The organism is Bradyrhizobium sp. USDA 4472 (assembly GCF_054058595.1).
In genome coordinates this window covers 6,047,562-6,072,691 of the sequence record NZ_JBSSAM010000001.1, presented here as the reverse complement: position 1 = coordinate 6,072,691, position 25,130 = coordinate 6,047,562, and the positions used below count along the sequence as shown (strand labels likewise).

The following is a 25,130-nucleotide window of genomic DNA, read 5'->3' as shown; positions in this document are numbered from 1 at the left end:
GTGCATTTTTGTACAGAGTTCCGGGAACGGAATCCCCGGCTCCGGACTCTATAGTCCGTTGGGAATTCTACATTGGACTTATCATCGTGTTGGGCAAAACCTACCTCACCAAGCAGGCCTCCCTGCTGATGAAATACGCCAGGACCACCTCGAATTCTGAGCTCTCCGCAAAACTGATCAGCAAGGCCGCCGACCTGAAGGCCCAGGCCGATCCAATGCCCGACAAGAATCCCAAAGCGCCTGATGTCAGTCCGAGCGAGCCGCCGGGGACCTGACCGATGCTGGCCACGGCTCTTGTCTTTGCCTTGGCCGTCGTTGTGCCGGTATGCGTCGCTCTCCAGATCATGCCCCGGCTGAACCTCCAGCTTCGTCCCACGGCTCCAGGGGTGGGATAAATCATCTTGTGCGGCTGCTTTGCCTGGACGCTCCCGCTCGGCTAGAACTCTCGCCGCTGATTTGCCCGAATGGGCGTAGCTGGAGTTTTCACCGTGGCCCTCATGCCGGTATCCGATGCGCTTGCTGCCGTGCTCGCGGGAGCGGAGCCGCTGGCTGAGGAAACAGTCGCGCTCGATCGGGCCTTTCATCGCGTGCTTGCGCGCGATGTCGCGGCGCGGCGGACGCAGCCGCCTGAGGCGATGTCGGCGATGGATGGCTATGCCGTGCGTGCGGCCGATGCGGCCGAGGTCGACACACGGCTCACGGTGATCGGCGAAGTCGCAGCCGGCCGGCCGTTTGCTGGAAGGGTCGGCGCCGGCGAAGCCGTGCGGATCTTCACCGGTGGCGTCGTTCCCGATAACGCGGATGCCGTGGTGATCCAGGAGGACACCGTCGCCGACGGCGAGTGCATCACGATCAAGGAAGCCGCCATCACCGGACGACACATCCGCCCGGCCGGCATCGACTTCCGCGAGGGCGACGTGCTCCTGCGCAGCGGCACGCGGCTCACGGAGCGCGACCTCGCACTCGCCGCCGGGATGAACCATCCGCAACTCGCGGTCCGCCGCCGGCCGACGGTCGCAATTCTCGCCACCGGCGATGAGCTGGTGATGCCGGGCTCGACGCCCGGCCACGGCCAGATCGTCTATTCCAATGGCTATGCCCTTCATGCTCTGGCTCGCAGCGAAGGTGCCGACACGATCGATCTCGGGGTCGCGGCCGATACGTTTGCCGCCACCACATCGGGCATCCGTCGCGCGCGCGAGAGCGGCGCCGACATCCTGATCACGACCGGCGGTGCCTCGGTGGGCGACCACGATCTGGTGCAACAGGCACTGAGGGACGAAGGTATCTCGATGGCGTTCTGGAAGATCGCGATGCGACCGGGCAAGCCCATGATGAACGGGCAACTCGGATCGATGCGCGTGATCGGCCTGCCCGGCAATCCCGTATCATCCTACGTTTGCGCTTTCCTGTTTCTGGTCCCGCTGATTCGCGCGCTGTCGGGGCGTTCGGTGGTTCATCATCGCCGCGAGCGCGCCGTGCTCGGCCGCGATGTCGGCGCCAACGATCAGCGCGAAGATTATCTGCGCGCGCGGCTGGCAGAGCGTGACGACGGCACGCTGGTCGCCGTTCCCGTCGATCATCAGGACTCCTCGTTGCTTTCGAATCTGGCTGCGGCACAGGCACTTCTCGTGCGCGCACCGTTCGCGCCGAAGGCCGAAGCAGGCACCGCTTGCGAGGTGCTGCGGCTGCCCGTCTGACCGCTTCGTTCGCGTGCGTTCCGCGAACTTCGTCGCGTTCACGGCAAATTAAGCAGTTGCGGAACATGTATCGAACATATAGTGTCCGTTCATGATTTGTTTCGAGCATGTAGCGGCTTATGGCTGAATTCAGCGTCTCGGAATTGAACGACATCACCAGGGGGATTTTGGTCGAGATGTTAACGCGCAAACAATACGAGCTCCTGCGGTTCATCAGCGAGCGGCTGAAGGAAAGCGGCGTACCACCCTCCTTCGACGAGATGAAGGACGCGCTCGATCTGCGCTCGAAATCGGGCATCCACCGCCTGATCACTGCGCTCGAGGAGCGCGGCTTCATCCGCCGTCTGCCCAACCGCGCCCGCGCGATCGAGGTGATCAAGCTGCCCGAGCTCCAGGCCGCCGCCGGCAATCGCCGCGGCTTCACCCCGAGCGTCATCGAGGGCAACCTCGGCAAGGTGCGCATGACGTCGAGCCCGCCGGCGGATGAGGGCGAGCGTCCCGTCGCGGTGCCCGTCATGGGCCGGATCGCGGCCGGTACGCCGATCGAAGCCTTGCAGACCCGCAGCCACACTATCAGCGTTCCGCCCGACATGCTCGGCGCGGGCGAGCACTATGCGCTCGAAGTGCGCGGCGATTCCATGGTGGACGCCGGCATCCTCGACGGCGACATGGCCCTCATCCAGCGCAACGAGAGCTGCGACACTGGCGACATCGTCGTCGCCCTGATCGACGACGAGGAAGCCACCTTGAAGCGCTTCCGTCGCCGCGGCGCCTCGATCGCGCTCGAGCCAGCGAATGCCGCCTATGAGGTCCGCATCCTGCCCCCCAACCGGGTCAAGATCCAGGGCAAGCTGATCGGTCTCTATCGCAAGTACTGAGCGCCACGTTCTCGCGCGATCGGTGACTGCGATCAACGATTGGAGCGGACGATTGTCCGCTCCGGCTGGATAGACTTTCTGGTTCTGCACAGATTATCCCGCCACCTCTCCAGCCCTACATCCCCGGCATGCCGCAACGAAGCACACTCGCTTCGATGGGCCTCCAGGGAGACTGAGGAGAGAATGATGAGCAAGATCATCCTGAGCACCGTCACGATGACGCTGATCGCAGCGTCCGGATCGCACGCCTTTGCTGCGCATGCGCAGCATCGCCTCGGCAAGGTGCCGCAGGCGACGAGCGCGCAGATCCGCGATGCCCGCAACGCCATCGAGCAACAGGCGCAGCCCGGCTGGCAATATTCCGGCTGGTCCGCGCCGGCCGGACGCTGAGCGCGAAGCCTCCCAAATGCACGGAGGCAAGCTTTGTTCCCAGCCGTTCGGGAAAGATAATGTGATTGCGGCTCGCGGATCGGAGCCGCAGATTTGCCTACAACCAAGCAGAGCCTTGCAGGCTTCAACTCTGATAGAGGCCGGCGCCTCCAGGACAGAGGCGCGGGTTGCTATCCCCGATGAGGAGCACCCGATGTGTGACTATAGCTTGCATGCCGTCGCGACGCGTCCCGCAGAAGTCGGCGAGACGATCGTCACGACAACGTTCCGCGGCACCTCGACGCGCGGCTTCGCCTCTGAAGCCGACATGTCGGTCGCGGTCTGCCTGCTTCCGGGAACGGAGCTCGCCTTCGCCGACAACGTCCGCTACGACAACAGGTGGATCTGGACCCGCACCATCAATTCCCGCGTAGGCAAGTTCGGCAAGGTTGATCCGCACATTCCCGATCGCCATCACGACGCGATCGAATTCCCCGATGGCAAATACGTGCTGGTGACGCAGCTCGTCGAAGGCCAGCGCGCAACCGTGCTGCAACTGCCCGTGACCCAGCCGCTCGGCGAGCGCGAGCACAAGCCGCAAGTGGCCGCCGACAGTCGCACGACGCCGCCACGCCTGCCGATCGGCTGAAGCGTCGATTCTAGTCCTCGGCCTGAAGGTCGGCCTCCGACGGCGTTGCGTCTTTGGTCCGCGGAGCTGCCGACCGTGGCTTGAGGGTTTGGCCGAAATCTGCATCGCCGGGCGCCACCGGCGACCAGGAGCGGTTTGCGCCCCTCGCTCTCACCGGCTGAACCGCAAAACCGTCACCGCGCTGTGTCAGCGCAAGCGCGCCCTGGCTCGCCAGACGCGGCCGATCGATCACCATTGCAGCGCAATCGGGCGGCGCAGGCCTCGCCGTCACCACCAGCGCTGCGCGGCTGCAATCGTCGGCCAGCGCGTCGATGCGCAGCGCCAGCGCAATCATGCGGCCGTCGGCAAGCGGCGTCACGCAGCCGGCATCGTCGCACGACACGCCGTCGCCGAGCGAAGCGCTGGCGGCATCGCGCGGGTCGGCGTCCGCCGCGAGCCACTCCTTGAGAAGGAAATTGTCCTTCTTCGTCCTGATCAGATGCAGCTGCCCATCCTTGCCGCGCACCGCGACGTTCTGGCCGTCGGCGGCAATGAGAATGTCGGGTTGCCGCACCGACAAGGCCCAGATCGTTGCGACCGCAAGCACGATCGCACCCGACCAGCGCAGCGGCGTGCGCAACAGCCCCATCAGGACAAGCCCCAGGCTCGCCGTCACCAGCGGCGCGGTGCCGAAGGCGCCGACATGGCCGATAGCCCCTGGCAATGCCGCCACCCAGCGGGTGACCACAATCATCCAGTCGATGCCGATCCCCATCAGCCACCAGAACACGCCGTCCAGCCCGAATGGAGCCGCGAGCAGTCCCAACAGCCCGGCCGGCATCACCAGCGCCGAGACGACGGGCATCGCACCGAGATTGGCGAGCACGCCGTAGGGCGTGACGCGGTGAAAATGGAAGGCGGCATAGGGCGTGGTCGCAAGCCCCGCGATCATGGAAGCCATGAACAGCATCGCGATCTCGCGGCCGCCCCACAGCGCAATCCGCGCCGTCGTCGAATGATCGGGCGAGGCAAGCAGGTTCGGCATCCCGATCTGCACCATTGCCACCAGCCCGAGCGTCGCCGCAAACGACATTTGGAAGCTCGGATGCACCAGCGCTTCCGGCGCAACCGCGAGCACGATCAGCGCCGCCACCGCCAGCGTGCGGAACGTGATCGCGCGACGGTCGACGATCACGGCAATCAGCACCACCGCGGTCATGAAGAACGATCGCTGGGTTGCGACCTCCGCGCCCGAGAGCAGCAGATAGAATGCGGAGGCCACCAGCGCCGCGGCCGCCGACCATTTCTTGATTGCGAATCCGGCCGCCAGCCCGGGGATCAGCGCCAACAGCGCGCGGACCGCGAAGAAGACGACTCCAGCGACGACCGCCATGTGATAGCCGGAGATCGACAGCACGTGGCCAAGCCCCGAGACGAACATCGCATCGTTGACGGGCGTGGTGATCGCATCGCGGCGGCCGGTCAAAAGCGCGGTCGCGATTGCGCGGTTGTCGCCGTCGAGCACGGCGCGGATCCGCGCGTCGATCGCATCGCGCAGGCCCTGCATGAGCGCAGCATAGCGCAACTGCAATCCGCCTGACACCGGCGGCGTCACCGTCGTGATCGCCCCCATCGCGAAACCGGACGCGCCGATGCCCTGGAAGAACATGTCGCGCGAGAAATCGTAGCTGCCCGGCCGCAACGGCGACAGCGGCGGCATCAACCGGGCGTTCAACTGCACGAAGCTGCCGACATCGGGCGCCGTCCCCTTGCGCACGGAGAGGCGGACGCGCTCGAGCTTGACGTCGCCGCGCTGCGCCTCCATCGCGGTGACGCGCAGCACGAACCGGTCGGTGCGTTCGCGAATGTCGCGGGTCTCGACGAAGCCCGACAGCGACACGGAATAAAGCGGCTTTGCGAGCACGGCGTGGGCGATGCTTGCTGTCCTCCACGTCGCCGCAGCAAGACCGGCCGCAACCGCCGCGATCATGATCGCGGGTGCAAACCACCGGCTCCGCCGCAACAGAACCGCGCCAAGCGTCGACGCGCCCGCCGTCGCGACCGTCACCCAGAGCACCGGCTCATGGTCGGCGGCGAAGTACAGCGCGATGCCGCAGCCGAAGGCGATGGGGACCCATGGGAACAGTCGTCCAGCGCCGGCCTCGGCCTTCGCCCAATCACCCAGCTTTCCGGCGATCGACGACCAGACGCCGAAGCCTGCCGGCACAAAGCCGCCGGCCGACGCTGTTCGGCCGCTGCCGGGCCAGGTCCCGGCCATACCTTGCGAGGCACGTTGTGGCCGGCCCGGCTCCGCCATCCCTCAGCAACCCTGCGCTACGCTACTGCACGGAAGCTACCGGAACGTGCGGCGGCACGGATAGCGGCACAAATCGGGAACGAAGAGGCTTCCGCCCTACTTTTCCTCTTCCATCGTCACGGCGACATCGGCCTTGGCGGACAGCCGAACCTTGTTGCCCTCGACATCGGCAACCAGGCCCTTGTCGATGAAATGGTGGTGGCCCTTGTGGCTGCCCTCGCCGCTGTCCTTTTTGGTCAGCTTGATGCGATTGCCTTCGACCTTGTCGACCGTGCCGATATGGACACCGTCGGCGCCGATGACTTCCATATGCTCAGCGATGTTCTGCATGGTGGGATGCTCCTGTGGATCCACCTCAACCCGGCGCCCGCGCATTCGTTTCCAGCGCCGGAATGACGATGCCGTGCGCGGCGCGCCTGTCAGATCAACGGCGCCTTCGCCGAGGCGTGGTGATTGACGATCTTCCAGTCGCCGTCTTCGCGAATGATGACCCAGCTGATCTTGACGACGAGGTCAGGCCGTTCGCCCGCCAGGTCGAACGTGATGGTCGCGCCCATGTTGATCGTATCGGGCCCTGCCTGCGCCGCCTGCACCTCGGAGAACGCCGCGCTCGGCCTGCGCCAGCGCGGCAGGCCGTTGAAGTAATCGGCCACGCCATTCCTGCCCCGATAGAGCTTCGGGTTGGAGCCGAAGAAGAATGCGTTCTTTGAATAAAGCGACGACAGCGCAACCGCATCGAGGGTCGCGAAGCCGGCGCACCATTTCGCGATGATGGCGGAAACGGCGGCGTCGGCTGCACTGCACATCTTGCGTCCCTCAGCCCTTTGCCTCAGCCATTTGCCTCAGCCCTTGGCGACTTCCTTGGCGAACGTATCGCGCAAGCCAATGGTGCGTGAGAACACCGGCTTGCCGGGCGTGGAGTCCTTGTCGCGCACGAAATAGCCCTGGCGCTCGAACTGCATCGGTTCGATCGAATTGCTTTCCGCGACCGATGCCTCGATCCGGGCGTCGGAGAGGATCTCCAGCGATTGCGGGTTGAGGTCAGCAGCGAAGTTCGAGGCATCCGGGCTCGGGTTGGCGAAGAGCTGGTTGTAGATGCGGATCTCCGCAGGGACAGACGTTGCGGCCGGCAGCCAGTGCATGGTCGCCTTGACCTTGCGGCCGTCAGGCGCGTTGCCGCCCTTGGTCGCGGGATCGTAGGTGCAGCGCAGCTCCACCACCTCGCCCCTGTCGTTCTTGATCACGCCGGTGCACTTGACGAAATAGGCATAGCGCAGCCGCACCTCGTTGCCCGGCGACAAGCGGAAGAACTTCTTCGGCGGGTTCTCCATGAAATCGTCCTGCTCGATATAGAGCTCGCGGCCGAACGTGATCTTGCGCGTGCCGGCGCTGGGATCGTCCGGGTGGTTGATCGCCTCGAGTTCCTCGCTCTGCCCTTCCGGATAGTTCTCGATGACGACCTTCAGCGGCCGCAGCACGCCCATGCGGCGCTGCGCGGTGCGGTTCAGCTCCTCGCGGATGCAGAATTCCAGCATGCCGACGTCGACCACGCTGTTGGCCTTGGCCACACCGATGCGCTTGACGAATTCACGCAACGCCGCCGGCGGCACGCCGCGGCGGCGCATGCCCGCGATGGTCGGCATCCGCGGATCGTCCCAGCCCGCGACGTGGCCGTCGCGGACAAGCTGGGTCAGCACCCGCTTCGACAGCAGCGTGTAGGTCAGATTGAGCCGCGCCATTTCGTACTGATGCGGCCTCGACGGCACCGGCAATCTCTCAATGAACCAGTCATAGAGCGGCCGGTGGTCCTCGAACTCCAGGGTGCAGATCGAGTGCGTGATGCCCTCGATCGCATCCGACTGGCCGTGCGCGTAGTCGTAGCTCGGATAGATGTGCCATTTGGTGCCGGTGCGCGGATGGTGCGCATGCAGGATGCGGTAGAGCACGGGGTCGCGCAGGTTGATGTTGCCGGCGGACATGTCGATCTTGGCCCGGAGCACGCGCGCGCCGTTCGGGAATTCGCCCGCCTTCATGCGACGGAACAGGTCGAGGTTCTCCTCCACGCTGCGGTCGCGAAACGGCGAGTTCTTGCCGGGTTCGGTCAGCGTGCCGCGCGACAGCCGGATCTCTTCCTGGGACTGATCGTCGACATAGGCGAGCCCGTCGCGGATCAGCTGCTCCGCCCATTCGTACAGGCGGTCGAAATAATCAGAGGCATAGAACAGGTTCTTGCCCCAGTCGTAGCCCAGCCAGTGCACGTCGGCCTGGATGGAATCGATATATTCCTGCTCTTCCTTGACCGGATTGGTGTCGTCGAAGCGCAGATGACAGCGGCCTGGAAATTCCTGGGCGATGCCGAAATTGAGGGCGATCGACTTGGCGTGGCCGATATGCAGGTAGCCATTCGGCTCCGGCGGGAACCGGGTCACGATCTCCCTGTACTTGGCCTGATCGAGGTCGGCCTGGATGATGTCACGAATGAAATCGCGCCCAATCTCAGTCGTCACCGGTTCTGTGCTCATCCTGCAATCCTGTCGGGAAGTCAGCGGCCCTTCTGCCAAATTCGCGTGGCTGAGCCAAGGCCTCAGGGGATCCGCCGTTGGGCTTTAGTTATGCTCCGGTCCTGATATATACCACCGCTTCAATGCAGAGGCCCTGCCAAGAATGACCGATTCCGTCGTCACGCGCTTTGCGCCCTCTCCAACCGGCTTCCTCCATATCGGAGGCGCCCGCACGGCGCTGTTCAACTGGCTCTATGCGAAGAAGCACGGCGGCAAGATGCTGCTCCGGATCGAGGATACCGACCGGGAGCGCTCTACCGAGGCCGCGATCGGCGCGATCCTGGACGGGCTGAAATGGCTGGAGCTCGGCTGGGATGGCGACGTCATCTATCAGTTCAGCCGCGCCGCCCGTCACCGCGAGGTGGCCGAGCAGCTGCTCGCCGACGGCAAGGCCTACCGCTGCTACGCCACTGCCGAGGAGCTCACCGCCATGCGCGAGAAGGCGCGCAGCGAGGGCCGCACTCGCCTCTATGACGGCATGTGGCGCGACCGCGATCCGGCAACCGCCCCTGTTGACGTCAAGCCGACCATCCGCCTCCGGGCGCCGCAGACCGGCGAGACCGTGATCGAGGATCAGGTCCAGGGCCGCGTGGTCTGGCAGAACGAGAACCTCGATGACCTCGTCCTGCTGCGCGGCGATGGCAACCCGACCTACATGCTCGCGGTGGTCGTGGACGACCACGACATGGGCGTCACCCACGTCATCCGCGGCGACGACCATCTGATCAACGCCGCCCGCCAGAAGCAGATCTATGACGCAATGGGCTGGGCACTGCCGAACATGTCGCATATCCCGCTCATCCACGGTCCTGACGGTTCGAAGCTGTCCAAGCGCCACGGCGCGCTCGGCGTCGATGCCTACCGCGCCATGGGTTACCTTCCGGCCGCGCTGCGCAACTATCTCGTTCGGCTCGGCTGGAGCCATGGCGACCAGGAGATCTTCTCGACGCAGGAGATGATCGCGGCCTTCGATCTCGCCAGCGTCGGCCGCGCCGCCGCCCGCTTCGACTTCGCCAAGCTGGAAAACCTCAACGGCCATTATATCCGCCACTCCGACGATCAATCACTCGTGAAGATGTTCGAGGACGTGCTCGATCACGTCGTGCCCGCCCGCACCGAGATCAAGGCCAAGTTGAACGACACCACGCGCGCCCAGCTGCTGAAGGCCATGCCGGCCCTGAAGGAGCGCGCCAAGACGCTGATCGAGCTGATCGATGCCGCCTATTTCATCTTCGCCGACCGGCCGCTGCAGCTCGATCCCAAAGCGGCGGCCCTGCTGACGCCCGAGAACCGCAAACTGATCGGCCAGCTTCATTCCGCGCTGGAGAATGTGGAGACGTGGAGCGGCACCAGCACGGAAGCTGCGCTGCGCGCTTTTGCCGAGGAAAATAGTCTCAAGCTCGGCGCAGTCGCCCAGCCCTTGCGGGCGGCACTGACCGGCCGCACCACGTCGCCTGGCATATTTGAGGTTTTGGACGTGCTGGGACGCCAGGAAAGCCTGGGCCGGCTCGAGGATCAGTCCAAAGCCCCGACTACGACGTAAGTAGGCCATGGCTGCCATGATCTTGCAGCGCACACAGCAATAATATACCCATCTTCCCGTACATTCTGGAACATCCGGCCTGCCCCATCTTCGCCTGGGGCCTCCGGGACTGGCCCGTTTCACCACACATCGGGGACCTCTGATGGACGCAAAACCAAGCAACAAGACCGCCACGCTGACGGTCGGAAACAAGAATTACGATCTTCCGATCTATAGCGGCAGCGTCGGACCTGATGTCGTCGATATCGGCAAGCTGTACGGCCAGTCCGGCCTGTTCACCTACGATCCGGGCTTCACCTCGACCGCGAGCTGCCAGTCCAAGATCACCTATATCGACGGTGACGCGGGCGTTCTGGAATATCGCGGCTACCCGATCGAACAACTCGCCGAAAACGGCGACTTCCTCGAGACCTGCTATCTCCTGCTGTTCGGCGAGCTGCCGACCGCCGAGCAGAAGAAGGACTTCGACTATCGCGTCATCCATCACACGATGGTGCACGAGCAGATGGCCCGCTTCTTCCAGGGCTTCCGGCGCGATGCTCATCCGATGGCCGTGATGGTGGCCTCCGTCGGCGCGCTCGCCGCCTTCTACCACGACAGCACCGACATCAATGATCCCAACCAGCGCATGATCGCTTCCATGCGCATGATCGCGAAGATCCCCACGCTGGCCGCGATGGCCTACAAATACACGGTCGGCCAGCCCTTCGTGTATCCGAAGAACTCGCTCAGTTTTGCCGAGAACTTCCTCAACATGTGCTTCGCCGTGCCGTGCGAGGAGTACAAGATCAACCCGGTGCTCGCCGATGCGCTGGACAAGATCTTCATCCTGCATGCCGACCACGAGCAGAACGCCTCGACCTCGACGGTGCGTATCGCCGGCTCCTCCGGCGCCAACCCGTTCGCCTGCATCGCCGCCGGCATCGCCTGCCTCTGGGGCCCGGCGCATGGCGGCGCCAACGAAGCTGCGCTGGCGATGCTCGCCGAGATCGGCACCGTGGACAAGATCCCCGAGTTCATCGCCAAGGTGAAGGACAAGAACTCCGAAGTCCGCCTGATGGGCTTCGGTCACCGCGTCTACAAGAACTACGACCCGCGCGCCAAGATCATGCAGAAGATGTGTCACGCCGTGCTCAAGGAGACCGGCCATGGCGACGATCCGATGCTTAAGGTGGCGCTCGAGCTCGAGAAGATCGCGCTCAGCGATCAGTACTTCATCGACCGCAAGCTCTACCCGAACGTCGACTTCTATTCGGGCATCACGCTGAAGGCGATGGGCTTCCCGGTCTCGATGTTCACCGTCCTGTTCGCGGTCGCCCGCACCGTCGGCTGGATCAGCCAGTGGAGCGAGATGATCGAGGACCCGCAGCAGAAGATCGGCCGTCCGCGCCAGCTCTACACCGGCGTCACCAAGCGCGACTACGTTGCGATGAAGGATCGCAAGTAAGTTTGGACTCAAGTCCCGATGCAGCGGCGCCATCGCAAGATGGCGCCGTTTTTGTTTGGGCACGCACTTGACAGTGGAAGCGCTCCGCGCGCAAATTCTTACACTAAGTAAGAATGACGACAGGGATGGAAATGCCGGAGCAGCCGAGAAGTCGGCGGCAGACGCGCGCTGCCATTTTAACGCATTTGCTTCAGTCCGGCGGTTCGTTCCGGCCGCCGCTGGCGAAGGCCGCACGCCTGTCCGAAGCGAGCCTGTCGCGCATCCTGTTTGACCTGAAGGCCGAAGGCCTGATCGAGGAAGTGCGTCGCCCTGCCCCCTATGTCGGCGGCCCGACGGGTCTGGTGTCGCTCGATCGCACGGTGGCGCTCGCGGCCCTCGAGCTCACCGAACGCTGGCTCAGCGTCGGGGTTGGCGACCTGTCAGGCAGGCTGCAGTACAGCGAGCGTGTGCCGCTGCCGAACAAGCCCACCGCCGAATCCGTCGGCCGGGTCTATCGCGAGGCGTTGACCTTGCTGCGCGGCTGGACGCGACGGCACCGCATCGAACTCGCACAGATCGGCGTCACCGTTCCCGGGCTTGGCCGGCTGAGTGAGTTCGGCAACCCCATCATTCCCTGCGACATCGAACAGATCGGCGGCATGTTCGACGAATTGTTCGCAGGCGTACCTGTCACCTTCACCAATTCGGTGGTGGCGCACGCCACCTTTCATCGTTATCGCACGGAAAATTATCCGTTCGGCGATGCGCATCTGTTCGTCTTCGTCGGCCAGGGCGTCGCGGGCGCCTGGGTGGATGATCCGATCGAGGACGACGCGCTCGATCCGATCGAGCTCGGCCACATGGTCTTCGGAACCGATGGACCGCTTTGCCGCTGCGGACATCACGGCTGCGTCGAAGCCTACACGTCGCTGCCGGCGCTGGCCGAGCTGCTCGGCCTGACTGAAGCCGAACTGCTCGCGCTCGGCAACGACTGGATGACCGAGATTCCACTTTCGCCGCGCGTGCGCCAGGAGCTGCGCCGAAGGCTGTTCCGGCTGGGGCTTGCGATCGGCAACACGCTCAACGTCAAACCCTGTCGCGGCGTCGCGATCAGCGGATGGCCCTCTCTGCTCGACGAGGACGATCGCAAGGCCGTGGTCGACGGGATCGATGCCTGCCTGCTCGGCGGCCGGAAACTGGCGCAGGTTTCGCCCGCCTTCGTCCCGCCCTCGAACGGCAACGATCCGCAGGCAGCGCTCGCCTTCGCCGCCTTCTGCCTCGCGAGATCTGGCGGCATGCCGAGCGCATCGACGGAGGCTGCCTGACATGACCTGAGCCGCGTGCGGCTCGCGCACGCCAAGACCAGCGCAAAAAGGCGCAAAAACTTCACACCCGGGAGAAACTGCCATGCCGATCACAACAACAAGGCGTCGTCTGCTCGCTGGATCCGCTGCCGCCCTCGCGCTGCCGGCCTTTGCCCGCGCACAAGGCGCGGTCAAGCCTCGCCTCACCGCAATCTCGCAATGGTCCGCAGGCAGCGACGGTGCTGCGATCACGGCGCTCGGCAAGAAATTCGAGGAAAAAGGCGGCATTTGGCAGCACTCGCCGGTCCCCGGTTTCACCACGGACATGATGAACAAGCTGCGTGCGCAGATCATCGCCGGCGATCCACCGGCCTGCTCGCAGCTCAAGGGCCCCGAGATCGCCGCCTGGTCGAAGATTGCTCCGACCGTCGATCTTGACGCCGTGGTCGCGGCTGCCGGCTACGAGAAGGTCGTCGCGCCGGATCTTGCCAAACTGCACAAGCCGGCAGGCAAATGGATCGCGCTGCCGTTGCAGATCTACAGCACCAACATGCTGTTTCTCTCCAAGCGCGGGATGGACAAGGCCAAGGCCGACAAGGTCCCCGTCACCTGGGCTGACTTCAACGACCTCGCCGAGAAAATGAAATCGGCCGGAATGACCTACCCCATCGCCAACGGCGGTACCCGCGCCGACGATGGGCAGAAATTCGAGGCGTCACTGGCCGGCATCAGCCCGACCGCATACCGCGCCGCCTGCATGAATCTCGACAAGAAGGCGCTGGAGGGCCCTGAGATGAAGGCGGCGTTCGCGCAGACGCGCAAGATCTCCGACTGGTGTGACCCCAACGTCGGGGTCCAACCCTATGCCAACAATTTGAAGCGCTTCGTCGACGGCGACATGGGCATGCTGATCATGGGCGGCTGGGCGCAGGGCGTGTTGAAAAACGCCGGCTTCAAGTTCGACGACTACGTCATCACCCCCGGCCCCAGCGACAACGGCAAGCCCGTCTTCCTCTTGAATGCCGATGCCTTCATCTTCTGGCAACGCAAGGAGGCCGATCTCCAGGCCGGGCAGATGTTGATGGCACAGCTCGTGATGGATCCGGCCATCCAGACCATGTATTCGCAGATCACGGGATCGATCCCCGTGCGCACCGATGTCGACCTGTCCGGCGAAGGCTGGTCGGATGGTCAACGGACAACCGCGGCCGCACTGAAGAATGCCATGGGCAACAACCAGGCCGTCCTGAGTCTCGCGCACAACATGGCCCAGGAAAACGGCCTGACCGCCGCGATGATCGACGTCATCACCGAATATGTGAAGAACAAGACGATCAAGCCGGACGAGGCCGTCAGCCGCCTCGCCGACGCCGTCGAGGGCGCACGTTGAGCGACGCCGTCTCGACAGCAACACGGCCGGGCCGGCCGGCGACCTCCGAGATGGTGCGCCGGCTGCCCGAATTTCTGATGATCTGGGTGCCGCTGCTGTTATCGGCAGCGCACCTCATCTCGTTTTCGATCTGGACCATCTGGATTTCGTTCACGCCCTCCACCCTTGTTCCCGTTACGGGCTGGGTCGGTCTGCGCAACTACAATTCGGTCCTGGCGTCGCGAAACTGGCAGATCGCCTTCGACAATCTGCTGCTGTTCGGCATCGCTTTCGTGCTGCTCAGTTTGACGACCGGCCTCCTGCTCGCGATCCTGCTCGATCAGCGCATTCGCGGCGAGAACGTGCTGCGGACCATCTTCCTGTATCCGCTGGCCGTGTCCTTCGTCGTGACAGGCACGGTATGGAGCTGGCTGCTCAATCCCGGCATCGGCATCGAGAAGCTTGCCCATGATCTCGGCTGGAGCTCCTTCCACTTTGACTGGCTGGTCAACCGCGACATGGCGATCTGGACCATTGTCATCGCGGCGGTCTGGCAATCCTCGGGCTTTGCCATGGCCCTCTTCCTGGCCGGCCTCCGCTCCGTCGATTCCGATATCATCAAGGCGGCACAGATCGACGGTGCCGGGCCTGTCAGAACCTATTGGCGCGTCATTCTGCCGACGCTTTGGCCGATCACCGTCACGGTCATTGTGGTCCAGCTGCAGTTTGCGATCTCGGCCTTCGACCTCGTGCGCGCACTCACCAATGGCGGACCGGGAATCGCGACCCAGCTGCCGGCCCTCGTCGTCTACGATTTGATGTTCCAACGCAGCCAGCTCGGCCGCGGTGCGGCCGCGGCGGTGCTGATGTTGCTCATCCTTCTTGCAGTGCTGCTGCCCTATGCGGCGTGGCGCTACCTCCGGCAACGGCGGGCTGCCCATGCGTGACCGAAGCTTCGCCCCAAGCCGGGCTCTGATCTATCTCGTCGTGACCTTGTTCGCGGCCGCCTATCTCGCGCCGCTGGTCGTCGTCGTCCTGAACTCGCTGCGGACCAACGAGGAGATTGCGCAGAGCTCGATGATTGGCTGGCCGCAACACTGGGCCTTTGGCAATTATGCCATGGCCTGGAGCGGCTTTTGCGTCGCAGAGACCTGCGCCGGCATCCGGCCGTACATGTTGAACTCGGCGCTCATAACGATCCCGGCGACGATCTTCTCGACCCTGCTCGGTGCTGTCGCCGGCTACGCGGTGTCGCTCTGGCGTTTTCGCGGCGATGTCTGGATCTACGGCATCGTCACCCTCGGCCTCTTCCTGCCCCAGCAGATGCGCCTGTTGCCCTGGACCATCGTGTTACGGGACATCGGGCTCATCAACACACTGTCGGGTCTCGTGCTGATCCACACGATCCAGGGGCTCTCCTTCACGGTGCTGTTCTGTCGAAACTATTATGTGGCGATCCCGCACGAGTTGATCAGGGCCGCACGCATCGATGGCGCCGGCTTCTTCCGCATCTTCTGGCGTATCATCCTGCCGCTCTCGGCACCCATCCTGATCGTCACCGTGATCTGGCAGTTCACCCATATCTGGAACGAATTCCTCTATGGCGTGACCTTCACGACCGGCCAACAGCAACCTGTGACGGCCGCGCTCATCGCACTGTCTACCCCAGTCGCAGATATCCCCAAGCAAGGTGTGCAGAGCGCCGCGGTGATCATCGCAGCCCTGCCGACTTTGCTGATCTATCTCTTCGGCGGCAGGTATTTCGTACGCGGCCTCACTGCCGGGGCCGTGAAATGATGGATGTGTCATGGCAGCACTGAGCATTCGCGCCCTGTCCAAGCGCTACGCCAATCTCGAGGTGCTCAAAGGCATCGACCTCGACATCGAGAGCGGCGAATTCACCGTGCTGGTCGGACCGTCCGGCTGCGGAAAATCCACGCTGCTCAACATCGTCGCCGGGCTCGATAACGCGAGCGACGGCACGATCGAGATTGGCGGGCGCGTGGTCAATGATGTCCCGCCCAAGGACCGCGATATCGCCATGGTGTTCCAGTCCTATGCGCTCTATCCGTCAATGACGGTGCGCCAGAACATCACTTTCGGCATGGAATGCCGAGGGGTCGCCAAGGCGGAGCAGGAAAAGGCGCTGGCGAACGTGGCGAAGCTGCTCCAGATCGAACCGCTACTTGGCCGCAAGCCGTCGCAACTGTCCGGCGGCCAGCGCCAGCGCGTCGCGATGGGTCGCGCGCTGGTGCGAGATCCCCTGCTCTTCCTGTTCGACGAGCCGCTCTCCAACCTGGATGCCAAGTTGCGCGTCGAGATGCGCATGGAGATCAAGCGGCTGCACCAGCGCATCGGCGCCACCATCATCTATGTCACCCACGACCAGATCGAGGCAATGACGATGGCGACACGCATCGCCGTGATGCATCGCGGCGTGGTGCAGCAATTCGCCGATCCCGATACCGTGTACCGCTATCCGGCCAATCTGTTCGTCGCGCGTTTCATGGGCTCCCCGCCGATGAACACGATGCCGGCCCGGCTCGAGGCAGATAGCGGCGGGCCAGTGGTGGTGATCGGCGCCGGTCGGCCGGACGAGGTCCGTCTCCGCCTGCAAGGCTACGACGCGGCGCTGTCCTATGTCGGCCGCGAGGTGGTGCTCGGGATCAGGCCGGAATGCATCGCCGAAGGCGACCGGGTGTTCTCCGGCGCCGCCGGCGCGCCCGTCGTCCTCACCGCGCCGGTCGAGATGATCGAACCTACTGGTGCCGAGACCATCGTCCTGCTGCGGCTCGGCGGCGAGCCCGCGCAGGCGCGCATCTCGCCGGACATCCGCCCGACGCCGGGCGCTACGGCTTCCTTTGCGCTGGACACCCGCCGCATTTGCCTGTTCGACCCAGAGACGGAGCGACTGATCGCATGACCAAGACGAACTATGCCGACCTCGCGGAGCGCGTGGTGGTGATCACCGGAGGCGCCAGCGGCATCGGCGCTGCCTTCGTGCGCGCTTTCGCCGGCCAGGGTTCCCGCGTCGCCTTCCTCGACATCGACGCGCAGGCAGGCGAAGCATTGGCGCAGGAGGTGGCAAAGGATTCCGGTACGGCACCGCTGTTCGTGCCGTGCGACCTCATGGACATCGAAGCCTTGCGCGAGGCGTTGACGAAAGTCCACGCATCGCTCGGCGATGCCGCGATCCTCGTCAACAACGCCGCCAATGACCAGCGCCAGGTGTTGGCGGACGTGACACCGGCGGACTTCGACTGGATGATCGGCGTCAACCTCAAGCACGTGTTCTTTGCAGCACAGGCCGTGGTGCCGCAGATGCAGGCGCGCGGCGGCGGTTCGATCATCAACATGTCGTCGATCGCGTGGATGCGCGGTGCACCGGCGCTGCCGGTCTACGCGGCCGCCAAGGCGGCAATCGTCGGCTTCACCAATTCGCTCGGACGCCGCTTCGGCGCCGACCGCATCCGCGTCAACGCGATCGCGCCGGGGATGGTGATCACCGAGCGGCAGCGGAAGCTGTGGTATCCGGACGAGCGGCAGATCGTCGAGATGCGCGCACGCCAGGCCATTCCCGATGCGGTGACGCCAGAGGACATCGCAGACATGGCGCTGTACCTCGCCTCCGACGCGAGCCGACGCATCACGTGTCAATGTTTCCGGGTCGACGGCGGCCTCGCCTAGCGCCCTTTCCGCATCGTCGCGAGCACGATGTCGGCGGCGAGCACGCTCGGCGATTTGTTGCCCGTCGACATGATGGTGTCGAGTTGCGCGAACGCCTCGACCTGCTGCCTGCGCAACGGCGTATCCGTCAGCACCTCGGACAACGCGGCTGCGAGCTTCTCCGGCGTGCAGTCTTCCTGCAAATATTCGGGGATCACGTCCTTGCCGATCACGAGGTTGGCGAGGATCACCGACGAGACCTGGATTGCGCGGCGCAGGATGAAGGCCTCCATGGCGCCGACGCGATAGGCCGTCACCATTGGAATGCCTGACAGCGCGAGCTCCAGCGTCACGGTGCCTGACTTCGCCAGCGCGGCGCGCGCGATCCGGAATGCAGCACGCTTCTCGGTTTCGCCGACCGCGATCTGCGGCTTGACCGGCCAGTTCGCCACACCCTCGCGGATCGCGGCTTCGAGATGCGGCATGGTCGGCAACATCAATTCGAATGCGACGCCCGCGGCCTGCAGCCGGCCGAGTGCCCCGCCGAACACGTCGAGATGATGCCGGATCTCGCTGCGACGGCTGCCGGGCAGCACCAAAAGAACCGGCGGCTCGCTGTCACGGCGGCGCCGCTCCTCGGCGTCGGGCCGCAGCGACGGCAATTGCTCGATCAGGGGATGGCCGACATAGCTGCACGGCGGCCCCTTCAGCTTGCGGTACTCCTCCGGCTCGAACGGCAGCAGACCGAGCACGTGATCGACATAGCCGAGCATGGTGCGCGCCCGACCCGGCCGCCAGGCCCAGACTGAGGGCGAGACGTAATCGATCACAGGGATCGACGGGTTCTTTGCGCGCACGCGACGGGCAACACGATGGGTGAAGTCGGGACTGTCGATGATGACGAGGGCGTCGGGTGCGGCGTCCGTCACGGCATCCGCGGTCTCGCGGATCAGCCGCAGGATTTTCGGCAGCTGCTGCACGACCGCGGCGAGGCCGACGATCGAGAGCTCCTCGATGGGAAACAGCGTCTGGAGCCCTTCGCGCGCCATGGTGTGGCCGCCGACGCCTTCGAACTGGATTCCGTCGCCGAGGCGCTGACGCAGCACTTTCATCAGCGCCGAGCCGAGCCGGTCGCCGGATTCCTCCGTCGCGATGAGAAAGATCTTCCTGATGGGATCACGCGTCTGCATCACGCGGGCAGCCCGACGACGAAGAGATATTTGGCGTCGGCAAGCCCGATCATCGCCTGCGGCTCGGCGGCGATGGTGTTGCCGGCAATGACGGCGACACCGGCAAGGCCGGCCTTGGCGACCCCCTCGATCGTGCGCGGACCGATCGTCGGCAGATCGAAGCGCAGATCCTGCCCGCTCTTCGGCGCCTTCACCAGCACGCCGCGCCCCGCAGCCGCGCGGATGCGGCCCTCCTCGCGGAGCCGCGCCACGCGCACCAGCAGCGCATCGGTGCCCTCGATGTCCTCGACCGCCACCACATGGCCATCGATCACGACGGCGGCCTGGCCGATGTCGAACGGCCCAAGGGCGGTCAGCACCGCGCGCCCGCGTTCGATGTCGGCCTTGACGTTATCGGCCGGCCAGGCGCGCGTGATGCAGCCCTCGGGCATCAAGAGGTCGGGCGCAACGTCCTTGATGCCGACCATGCGAAAACCGTCCTGCTCGAGGATCCGCCCGACACCGGACAGCAGGTGATCGTCGCCGCCGCGGAAGGCGCGGATGACGTTGCCGAGCAATCGCAGCGTCTTGATGTCGAAGCGGATCTCGGAGAGCGAGGGGCGCACCAGCGTACCGATGAAGATCAGGTCGCGGCAGCCCTCCTCGCGGAACAACCGCATGGCGCGGCCGAGCTGGCCGACCGAAATCCAGCGGTGACGAAATTTCTCGACCTGCCTCGGGTCACAGGCGCCACGCAGGGGAAACAGGACCGGCGTGATGCCACGCGCGGCGAGCGACTCGGCGACTGCGAATGGCATGGCGCCACCGCCCGCGACCACGCCGACCGGTGAAGAAGTCTGTGAAGCCGCCGATGTCATGTCCGCGGCCATGCCGGCATCACTTCGCGATGGCCGGAAGGCAGAGCGGGCGCTTGCCCTTGCCGATGAAGCCGAGGATCTCGGCGATCGCGGGATCATCGCTCCCAAGGGGCAGCACCGCCTCCAGGCGCTCGGCGAACGTGCCGGAGCCATGGAAGAGCTTTTGATAGAATGCGCGCACCGTCGCAAGCCGCTGCCTGGTGAACTTGCGCCGCTTCATGCCGATCAGATTGAGGCTCTCCAGCACCGCGTATTGTCCATTGGCGAGCCCGTACGGGATGATGTCATCGCGCACGCCCGAGAGGCCGCCGACCATCACATAGGAGCCGATTCGCGTGAACTGGTGTACCGCCGACAGCCCGCCGATATAAACGCTGTCGCCGATCTCGCAATGGCCGCCGAGCGTTGCCGATGTCGCGAAGATGGCGTTGTCGCCGACGATGCAGTCATGGCCGACATGGCTGTTGTTCATGAAGTAGCCGTCATTGCCGACGCGCGTCTTGCCGCCGCCCTTGACGGTGCCGACATTCATCGTCGCGCCTTCACGGATGATGTTGCCGGAACCGATCTCGAGTGTGGTCGGTTCGCCCCTGTAGCTGAGATCCTGCGGCGCGCCGCCGAGCACGGCGAACGGCGAGATCACGCAGGCATCGCCAACCGTGGTATGGCCGATGATTGTGACCTGTCCGATCAGCTTGCAATTGGCCCCGATCCGGACGTTGCGGCCGATGATGCAGAAGGGCCCGATCTCGGTGCCTTCGCCGATCACGGCGCCATCTTCCACCCGCGCGGTGGGGTCGATCTTACTCATCAAGAAGGTCTGGCTATGTGTTGAAGTTACTCGGCTTTCCGGTGGTTAGCGCGACTGCGCCCGATCTGTCCAGTGGAAGCGAATGGGTGAGTGGCGAATGGCGAGCCGCGCAGGGAGGAAAGACATAGTCTCGTCGTCGCTACTCACTATTGGCTGCGCACCACTCCCCCTCAGTCGGTCAGCATCGCCCCGACATCGGCCTCGGCGACGACCTGGCCGTTGACCTTGGCGTCACCGTGAAACCACCACATCGTCTTGCGGCGGCCGAGCGAGCGCATGTGATACTCGATGGTGTCGCCCGGCAGCACCGGCTTGCGGAACTTGCACTTGTCGATGGTGAGGAAATACACCGCCCGCGGCTTCTCCGTGCCCTCGACCGATTTGATGCCGATCACGCCGGCGGTCTGCGCCATCGCCTCGATCATCATCACGCCCGGATAGACCGGACGCTCGGGGAAATGCCCTTGGAAGGCCGGCTCGTTGAACGTGACGTTCTTGATGCCGATGCCGCTGTAATCGGCGCGGATGTTGATCACCCGGTCGATCAGCAGCATCGGAAAGCGATGCGGCAGGGTCTGGAGGATCGCATTGATGTCCACCAGCTCGAATTTTACAGGTGATTCCGCCGTCATTCCCGCCCCTCGTCCTTCGGATCGGCCTTGCTGTCGCGTACCAGGCGCTCCACCGCGATAATTTCCTTGAACCATTGTTTGGTCGGCTTGGCAAAAAAGCCGCCCCAACGTCCGTTCGGCGGGATGTCGTCCTTGACGCCGCTCATGGCGGTGACCTGGGCCCCGTCGCCGATCCTGAGGTGATTGTTGATGCCGACCTTGGCCCCCAACGCCACGTTGTCGCCGATCGTCAGACTGCCCGCGAGCCCGATCTGGGCTGCCAGCAGGCAATTCCGGCCGATCGTCACATTGTGTCCGATCTGGACCTGATTGTCGATTTTGGTGCCCTCCCCGATCACGGTGTCACGCAGGGAGCCACGGTCGATGGTGGTCCCGGCGCCGACTTCGACATTGTTCTGGATCAGTACACGGCCGGTCTGGGGCACTTTCAGATGCCCCTCCGGACCGAAGAAGATGAAGCCGTAGCCGTCCTGACCGATCGAGCAGCCGGGGTGGATCAGCACGTTGTTGCCGATGAGCGCACACTGGATCGCGGTGCGGGCACCGACGTTGCAGTCCCGGCCGATCTTGACGCCCGGACCAAGGACCACGCCCGCGCCGATCACGGTGCCGCTGCCGATCTCGACATCAGGACCGATGACCGTCAATGGCTCGACGATGACATCGTCCTCCAGCCGCGCCGACGGATCGATGATCGCCGATGGCGCGATGCCGTCAATGCCGGACCAGGATTGCGGCCTCAACGCATCGCCGTGCCATTGCCGGGCGATCCCGACAAAGGCGCGAAACGGCTGCGCCGCCCGCAGCACCGCGACATGCGCCGGCACCTGGCCCTCGAAGCGGGGGCTGACCAGGCAGGCGCCTGCCTTGGTCGCCTTGAGCTCGTCGGCATATTTGAGGTTGTCGAAGAATGCCAGATGCATCGGGCCTGCCCCGTCGAGCGAAGCAAGGCCCGTGATCACATGGCCACCCCTGGAGGGATCGACCAGTTGCGCCTTGGTCAGCGCGGCGATGTCAGCCAGCGTTGAAGCCGGCGGCTTTTTGAAGAAGGTCGGCTGCGCCATTCCACCCCGCCGCGGTCCGGCTCCGGCATGAAGCGGTCAGGCCGCATCATGCCTCATCTCACGGATTGAGCACGATCTTTCTGGCCGCCGGCCCCAGGGAATTCGAGGACGGAATTCCCAAATGGCCGGCTCATGCCCTGCTGATCGAACTAGAACGAGGTGCCGCCGCCGAACCGGAATTCCTGCGTGTGGTCATATTTGCCCTTGGTGAGCGGCACTGCGTAGTCGAAGCGCAGCGGACCGAACGGCGAGGCCCAGATCAGGCCGACACCAACCGATGATCGGACGACCTTGCTGTCGTCGTAGACCAGACCGGTACAGGTCCCCGTGCTGTTCGGATTGATGGTCGATCCCACGCAATTCGAGTTCTTGGTCGTCGTGTTTTCGCCGGTCAGCGACCACGTCGTCGGCCCCTGGTAGTCGTATAGACCGCCGGCGTCGGCGTAGACCGCACCCTTCAGACCCACTTCCTTCGGCAGGAACCAGAACGGCATCTGCACTTCGAGCGAGGCGCCCCAGTACTTCGTGCCGCCAAGCGCATCCTGGGTGCCGTAGGGGTTGAGGTCGCGCGGGCCGATGCCGTTCGGCGCGAAGCCGCGGACGAGGTTCGGACCCATCTGGAAGTGATCCAGCATGCGCAGATCGTTGTTGCCGATCTTGTTCAGGATACCGCCCTGGAGATGGACGACGCCGACGAGGTCGGACACCAGCGACTGGTAGTACTTCGCATCGGCCGCGGTCTTCAGGTAGGAGACGTCGCCGCCGACGCCGGCGAAGTCCTGCCGGAAGTCGATGAGCAGACCGTCGCTGGGGTTCTTGTTGTTGTCGAGCGTGTTGTAGGTCAGCGTGTAGCCCAGCGCCGAGGTCAGCGTCTTGCCGTTCGCAAGCTCCTTGCGGACCGGCAGAGAGGCCTCGCCGTTGGCGTAGCAACCGAGATTGTTTGACAATGCCGGATCGACCCCGGTCGTCGCGTTGATAAAGGCCGGGCTCGGGTTGAATCCCGGCCCAACGACGTTGTTACAATCCGCCAGGTTGGACGGCAGCGTGATTTCCTGCCGGTAGATCGAATAGCGCAACTGGAGCGACAGATCCTCACGCAAGGAGAAGCCGAGGCGCGGCGAGAAGCCGAGCGTCTTGGTGCCGTAGGAAATGTAGCTGTTGGCCAGCTGCTGGCGCTGATAGACGTCGAGGCCCAGCGCGACGCGATAGTCGAGCAGATACGGCTCGACGAACGACAGCGAATAGCCGCGCGCGTATTGGCCGTAGGTGACCGACGCCTTGGCGAACAGGCCGCGTCCGAGCAGGTTGCGCTCGGATACCGAGACTTCGGCCAGCGCACCGTCGGTCGTGGAGTAACCGCCCGAGATCGAGAAGTCGCCGGTCGATTTTTCTTCGAGATCGACGATCAGGACCACGCGATCGCTGGAAGAGCCCGGCTCCGTCGTGATCTTCACGCTCTTGAAGTAGTCGAGGTTCTTCAGGCGGCGCTCGGCGCGGTCGACCAGCGCACGGTTGTAGGCATCGCCCTCGGAGATGTCGAACTCGCGGCGGATCACGTAGTCCCGGGTACGGGTGTTGCCGCGGATATTGATGCGCTCGATATAGGTGCGCGGACCCTCGTCGACGTTGAACACGACGGAGACGGTGTGCGCATCGAAATTGCGGTCGCCGCCCGGACGCACCACCGCAAAGGCGTAGCCGCGGCGCGAAGCCTCGATCTGCATATCCTCGACCGACTTCTCGACCGATTCGACGTTGTAGACCGAGCCGACGCTGACGCGCGAGAAGTAGCGCAGCGAGCTTGGGTCGAAGTTCGGGATGCTGGTGCGGAAATCGACGTTGCCGACGCGGTACTGCTGCCCTTCCTCGATCTTGAAGGTGACGTTGAAGCCCTTCTTCTCCGGATCGTATTCGGTCAGCGCGGCCACGACCTGAACGTCGGCGAAGCCGTTCTTCAGGTAGAAGCGGCGAATCAGGTCGCGGTCGGCCTCGACGCGGTCAGGGTCGTAGACGTCGCCGCTGCCCAGGAAGCTCAGCAGATTGGTTTCGTGGGTCTTGATGATGTCCCGCAAGCGGTAGGACGAGAACGAATTGTTGCCGATAAACTCGATCGATTTGACCGAGGTCTTGGCGCCTTCGTTGATCGTGAAGACGAGATCAACGCGGTTATTCGGCTGTTCGATGATCTCCGGCGTGACGGTGACGTCGTAGCGGCCGGAGTGACGATAGATTTCAGCGATTCGCAGCGTGTCCGACTGCACCATGGCGCGGGAGAACGTGCCGCGGGCCTTGGATTGCACTTCGGCGGTGAGCTGCTCGTCCTTGATCTTCTTGTTGCCCTCGAAAGCGACGCGCCCGATCACCGGGTTTTCCACGACGGAGACGATGATCTGGCCGCCTGCGCCGCGGTTGATCCTCACGTCCTGGAACAGGCCGGTCTCGATCAGCGCCTTGAGGCCGTCATCGATGGCGCCTTGATCGAGGCGGCCGCCCGGGCCAGGCTTGAAATAGGAGCGGATCGTCTCCAGTTCGACGCGGCGATTTCCCTCGACGGAAATCGACTGCACGGTCTGGGCGAGCGCAGGCGAAGACACCAAAACAGCCCCAACCGGGGCAACCACCGGCGCGCCGAACATGATCAGGGTTGCGAGCAAGCCCCCCCGGAGTCGCAGTCCAAACTTCATTGCGCAACGCGCCCTTATCAGTACCAGACCCAACCCCAACGCCGGTCTGGGAGATTCCCCAAGTTCAAGCCGCTTGTAGCCAATTTCACCGACGCCGCAAACGGCAGAACGCGCCGCAATTTCAATTTCAT

The 25,130-nt window shown here is 64.3% G+C and carries 23 protein-coding genes; 13 read left to right on the top strand and 10 right to left on the bottom strand.

Annotated features, from left to right (window positions below):
* The first annotated feature begins 86 nt into the window (after positions 1–86).
* From ACVWZ4_RS28535 to ACVWZ4_RS28515, 5 genes are all read left to right on the top strand, one after another.
* On the top strand, positions 87–275 hold the full coding sequence (locus tag ACVWZ4_RS28535; protein ID WP_456703758.1) for a hypothetical protein: 189 nt from the start codon (positions 87–89) through the stop codon (positions 273–275).
* A gap of 213 nt (positions 276–488) precedes the next feature.
* The gene (locus ACVWZ4_RS28530; RefSeq protein ID WP_456741642.1) at positions 489–1,700 is read left to right on the top strand and encodes a molybdopterin molybdotransferase MoeA; all 1,212 of its coding nucleotides are present in this window, start codon (positions 489–491) and stop codon (positions 1,698–1,700) included.
* 176 nt (positions 1,701–1,876) lie between these two features.
* Positions 1,877–2,578 (top strand): transcriptional repressor LexA, encoded by a 702-nt coding sequence (lexA, locus tag ACVWZ4_RS28525; protein WP_092229493.1) that lies wholly within the window; start codon positions 1,877–1,879, stop codon positions 2,576–2,578.
* A 186-nt stretch (positions 2,579–2,764) separates the two neighbouring features.
* A complete protein-coding gene (locus ACVWZ4_RS28520) occupies positions 2,765–2,968 on the top strand; it encodes a hypothetical protein (RefSeq protein WP_456741641.1) in 204 nt (67 codons plus the stop codon).
* A 193-nt stretch (positions 2,969–3,161) separates the two neighbouring features.
* Entirely contained in the window at positions 3,162–3,596 is a 435-nt protein-coding gene (locus tag ACVWZ4_RS28515) for a hypothetical protein (protein ID WP_456703761.1), read from the top strand.
* A gap of 10 nt (positions 3,597–3,606) precedes the next feature.
* Here the strand turns inward: ACVWZ4_RS28515 and ACVWZ4_RS28510 are convergent, their stop codons facing one another.
* The 4 genes from ACVWZ4_RS28510 to ACVWZ4_RS28495 form a co-directional block, all read right to left on the bottom strand.
* Complete coding sequence (locus tag ACVWZ4_RS28510; protein ID WP_456741640.1) at positions 3,607–5,892, bottom strand: ComEC/Rec2 family competence protein; 2,286 nt, start codon at positions 5,890–5,892, stop codon at positions 3,607–3,609.
* Between the two features lie 96 nt (positions 5,893–5,988).
* Positions 5,989–6,222: a DUF2171 domain-containing protein gene (locus ACVWZ4_RS28505; RefSeq protein ID WP_092229500.1), complete on the bottom strand. Its 234-nt coding sequence runs from the start codon at positions 6,220–6,222 to the stop codon at positions 5,989–5,991.
* A gap of 89 nt (positions 6,223–6,311) precedes the next feature.
* Positions 6,312–6,698 (bottom strand): nuclear transport factor 2 family protein, encoded by a 387-nt coding sequence (locus tag ACVWZ4_RS28500; RefSeq protein ID WP_456741639.1) that lies wholly within the window; start codon positions 6,696–6,698, stop codon positions 6,312–6,314.
* A gap of 36 nt (positions 6,699–6,734) precedes the next feature.
* Complete coding sequence (locus ACVWZ4_RS28495) at positions 6,735–8,414, bottom strand: glutamine--tRNA ligase/YqeY domain fusion protein (protein ID WP_456741638.1); 1,680 nt, start codon at positions 8,412–8,414, stop codon at positions 6,735–6,737.
* A 142-nt stretch (positions 8,415–8,556) separates the two neighbouring features.
* Between ACVWZ4_RS28495 and gltX the strand changes: the two genes are divergently transcribed.
* The 8 genes from gltX (at position 8,557) to ACVWZ4_RS28455 (ending at position 17,782) form a co-directional block, all read left to right on the top strand.
* Positions 8,557–9,996, top strand: coding sequence for a glutamate--tRNA ligase (gene gltX / locus ACVWZ4_RS28490; RefSeq protein WP_456790404.1), 1,440 nt, complete (start codon positions 8,557–8,559; stop codon positions 9,994–9,996).
* A gap of 142 nt (positions 9,997–10,138) precedes the next feature.
* The gene (gene gltA, locus ACVWZ4_RS28485; RefSeq protein ID WP_456703766.1) at positions 10,139–11,443 is read left to right on the top strand and encodes a citrate synthase; all 1,305 of its coding nucleotides are present in this window, start codon (positions 10,139–10,141) and stop codon (positions 11,441–11,443) included.
* Positions 11,444–11,568: 125 nt separating this feature from the next.
* Positions 11,569–12,747 carry an ROK family transcriptional regulator gene (locus ACVWZ4_RS28480; protein WP_456790403.1) on the top strand — a complete coding sequence of 393 codons (1,179 nt, stop codon included), beginning with the start codon at positions 11,569–11,571 and terminating at the stop codon, positions 12,745–12,747.
* Between the two features lie 82 nt (positions 12,748–12,829).
* On the top strand, positions 12,830–14,116 hold the full coding sequence (locus tag ACVWZ4_RS28475; RefSeq protein WP_456703768.1) for an ABC transporter substrate-binding protein: 1,287 nt from the start codon (positions 12,830–12,832) through the stop codon (positions 14,114–14,116).
* Positions 14,117–14,166: 50 nt separating this feature from the next.
* Positions 14,167–15,042, top strand: coding sequence for a carbohydrate ABC transporter permease (locus ACVWZ4_RS28470; protein WP_456763750.1), 876 nt, complete (start codon positions 14,167–14,169; stop codon positions 15,040–15,042).
* Positions 15,035–15,892, top strand: coding sequence for a carbohydrate ABC transporter permease (locus ACVWZ4_RS28465; protein WP_456703770.1), 858 nt, complete (start codon positions 15,035–15,037; stop codon positions 15,890–15,892). The genes ACVWZ4_RS28470 and ACVWZ4_RS28465 overlap by 8 nt, the downstream gene beginning before the upstream one ends.
* 10 nt (positions 15,893–15,902) lie before the next feature.
* Complete coding sequence (locus ACVWZ4_RS28460) at positions 15,903–17,018, top strand: ABC transporter ATP-binding protein (RefSeq protein WP_456703771.1); 1,116 nt, start codon at positions 15,903–15,905, stop codon at positions 17,016–17,018.
* Positions 17,015–17,782 carry an SDR family NAD(P)-dependent oxidoreductase gene (locus ACVWZ4_RS28455; protein ID WP_456735271.1) on the top strand — a complete coding sequence of 256 codons (768 nt, stop codon included), beginning with the start codon at positions 17,015–17,017 and terminating at the stop codon, positions 17,780–17,782. The genes ACVWZ4_RS28460 and ACVWZ4_RS28455 overlap by 4 nt, the downstream gene beginning before the upstream one ends.
* Here the strand turns inward: ACVWZ4_RS28455 and lpxB are convergent.
* From lpxB to bamA, 6 genes are all read right to left on the bottom strand, one after another.
* Positions 17,779–18,954 (bottom strand): lipid-A-disaccharide synthase, encoded by a 1,176-nt coding sequence (gene lpxB / locus ACVWZ4_RS28450; protein ID WP_456741635.1) that lies wholly within the window; start codon positions 18,952–18,954, stop codon positions 17,779–17,781. The genes ACVWZ4_RS28455 and lpxB overlap by 4 nt on opposite strands.
* Positions 18,951–19,808, bottom strand: a complete 858-nt coding sequence (locus ACVWZ4_RS28445; RefSeq protein WP_456705297.1) for an LpxI family protein — start codon at positions 19,806–19,808, stop codon at positions 18,951–18,953. Before ACVWZ4_RS28445 ends, lpxB begins: the two co-directional genes overlap by 4 nt.
* Positions 19,809–19,827: 19 nt before the next feature.
* Positions 19,828–20,619, bottom strand: a complete 792-nt coding sequence (lpxA, locus tag ACVWZ4_RS28440) for an acyl-ACP--UDP-N-acetylglucosamine O-acyltransferase (RefSeq protein ID WP_456741634.1) — start codon at positions 20,617–20,619, stop codon at positions 19,828–19,830.
* 170 nt (positions 20,620–20,789) lie between these two features.
* Positions 20,790–21,251 (bottom strand): 3-hydroxyacyl-ACP dehydratase FabZ, encoded by a 462-nt coding sequence (fabZ, locus tag ACVWZ4_RS28435; protein ID WP_036010015.1) that lies wholly within the window; start codon positions 21,249–21,251, stop codon positions 20,790–20,792.
* Positions 21,248–22,315 carry a UDP-3-O-(3-hydroxymyristoyl)glucosamine N-acyltransferase gene (gene lpxD, locus ACVWZ4_RS28430; protein ID WP_456741633.1) on the bottom strand — a complete coding sequence of 356 codons (1,068 nt, stop codon included), beginning with the start codon at positions 22,313–22,315 and terminating at the stop codon, positions 21,248–21,250. The genes fabZ and lpxD overlap by 4 nt, the downstream gene beginning before the upstream one ends.
* A gap of 149 nt (positions 22,316–22,464) precedes the next feature.
* The gene (gene bamA, locus ACVWZ4_RS28425; protein ID WP_456703776.1) at positions 22,465–24,999 is read right to left on the bottom strand and encodes an outer membrane protein assembly factor BamA; all 2,535 of its coding nucleotides are present in this window, start codon (positions 24,997–24,999) and stop codon (positions 22,465–22,467) included.
* Positions 25,000–25,130 lie beyond the last annotated feature (131 nt).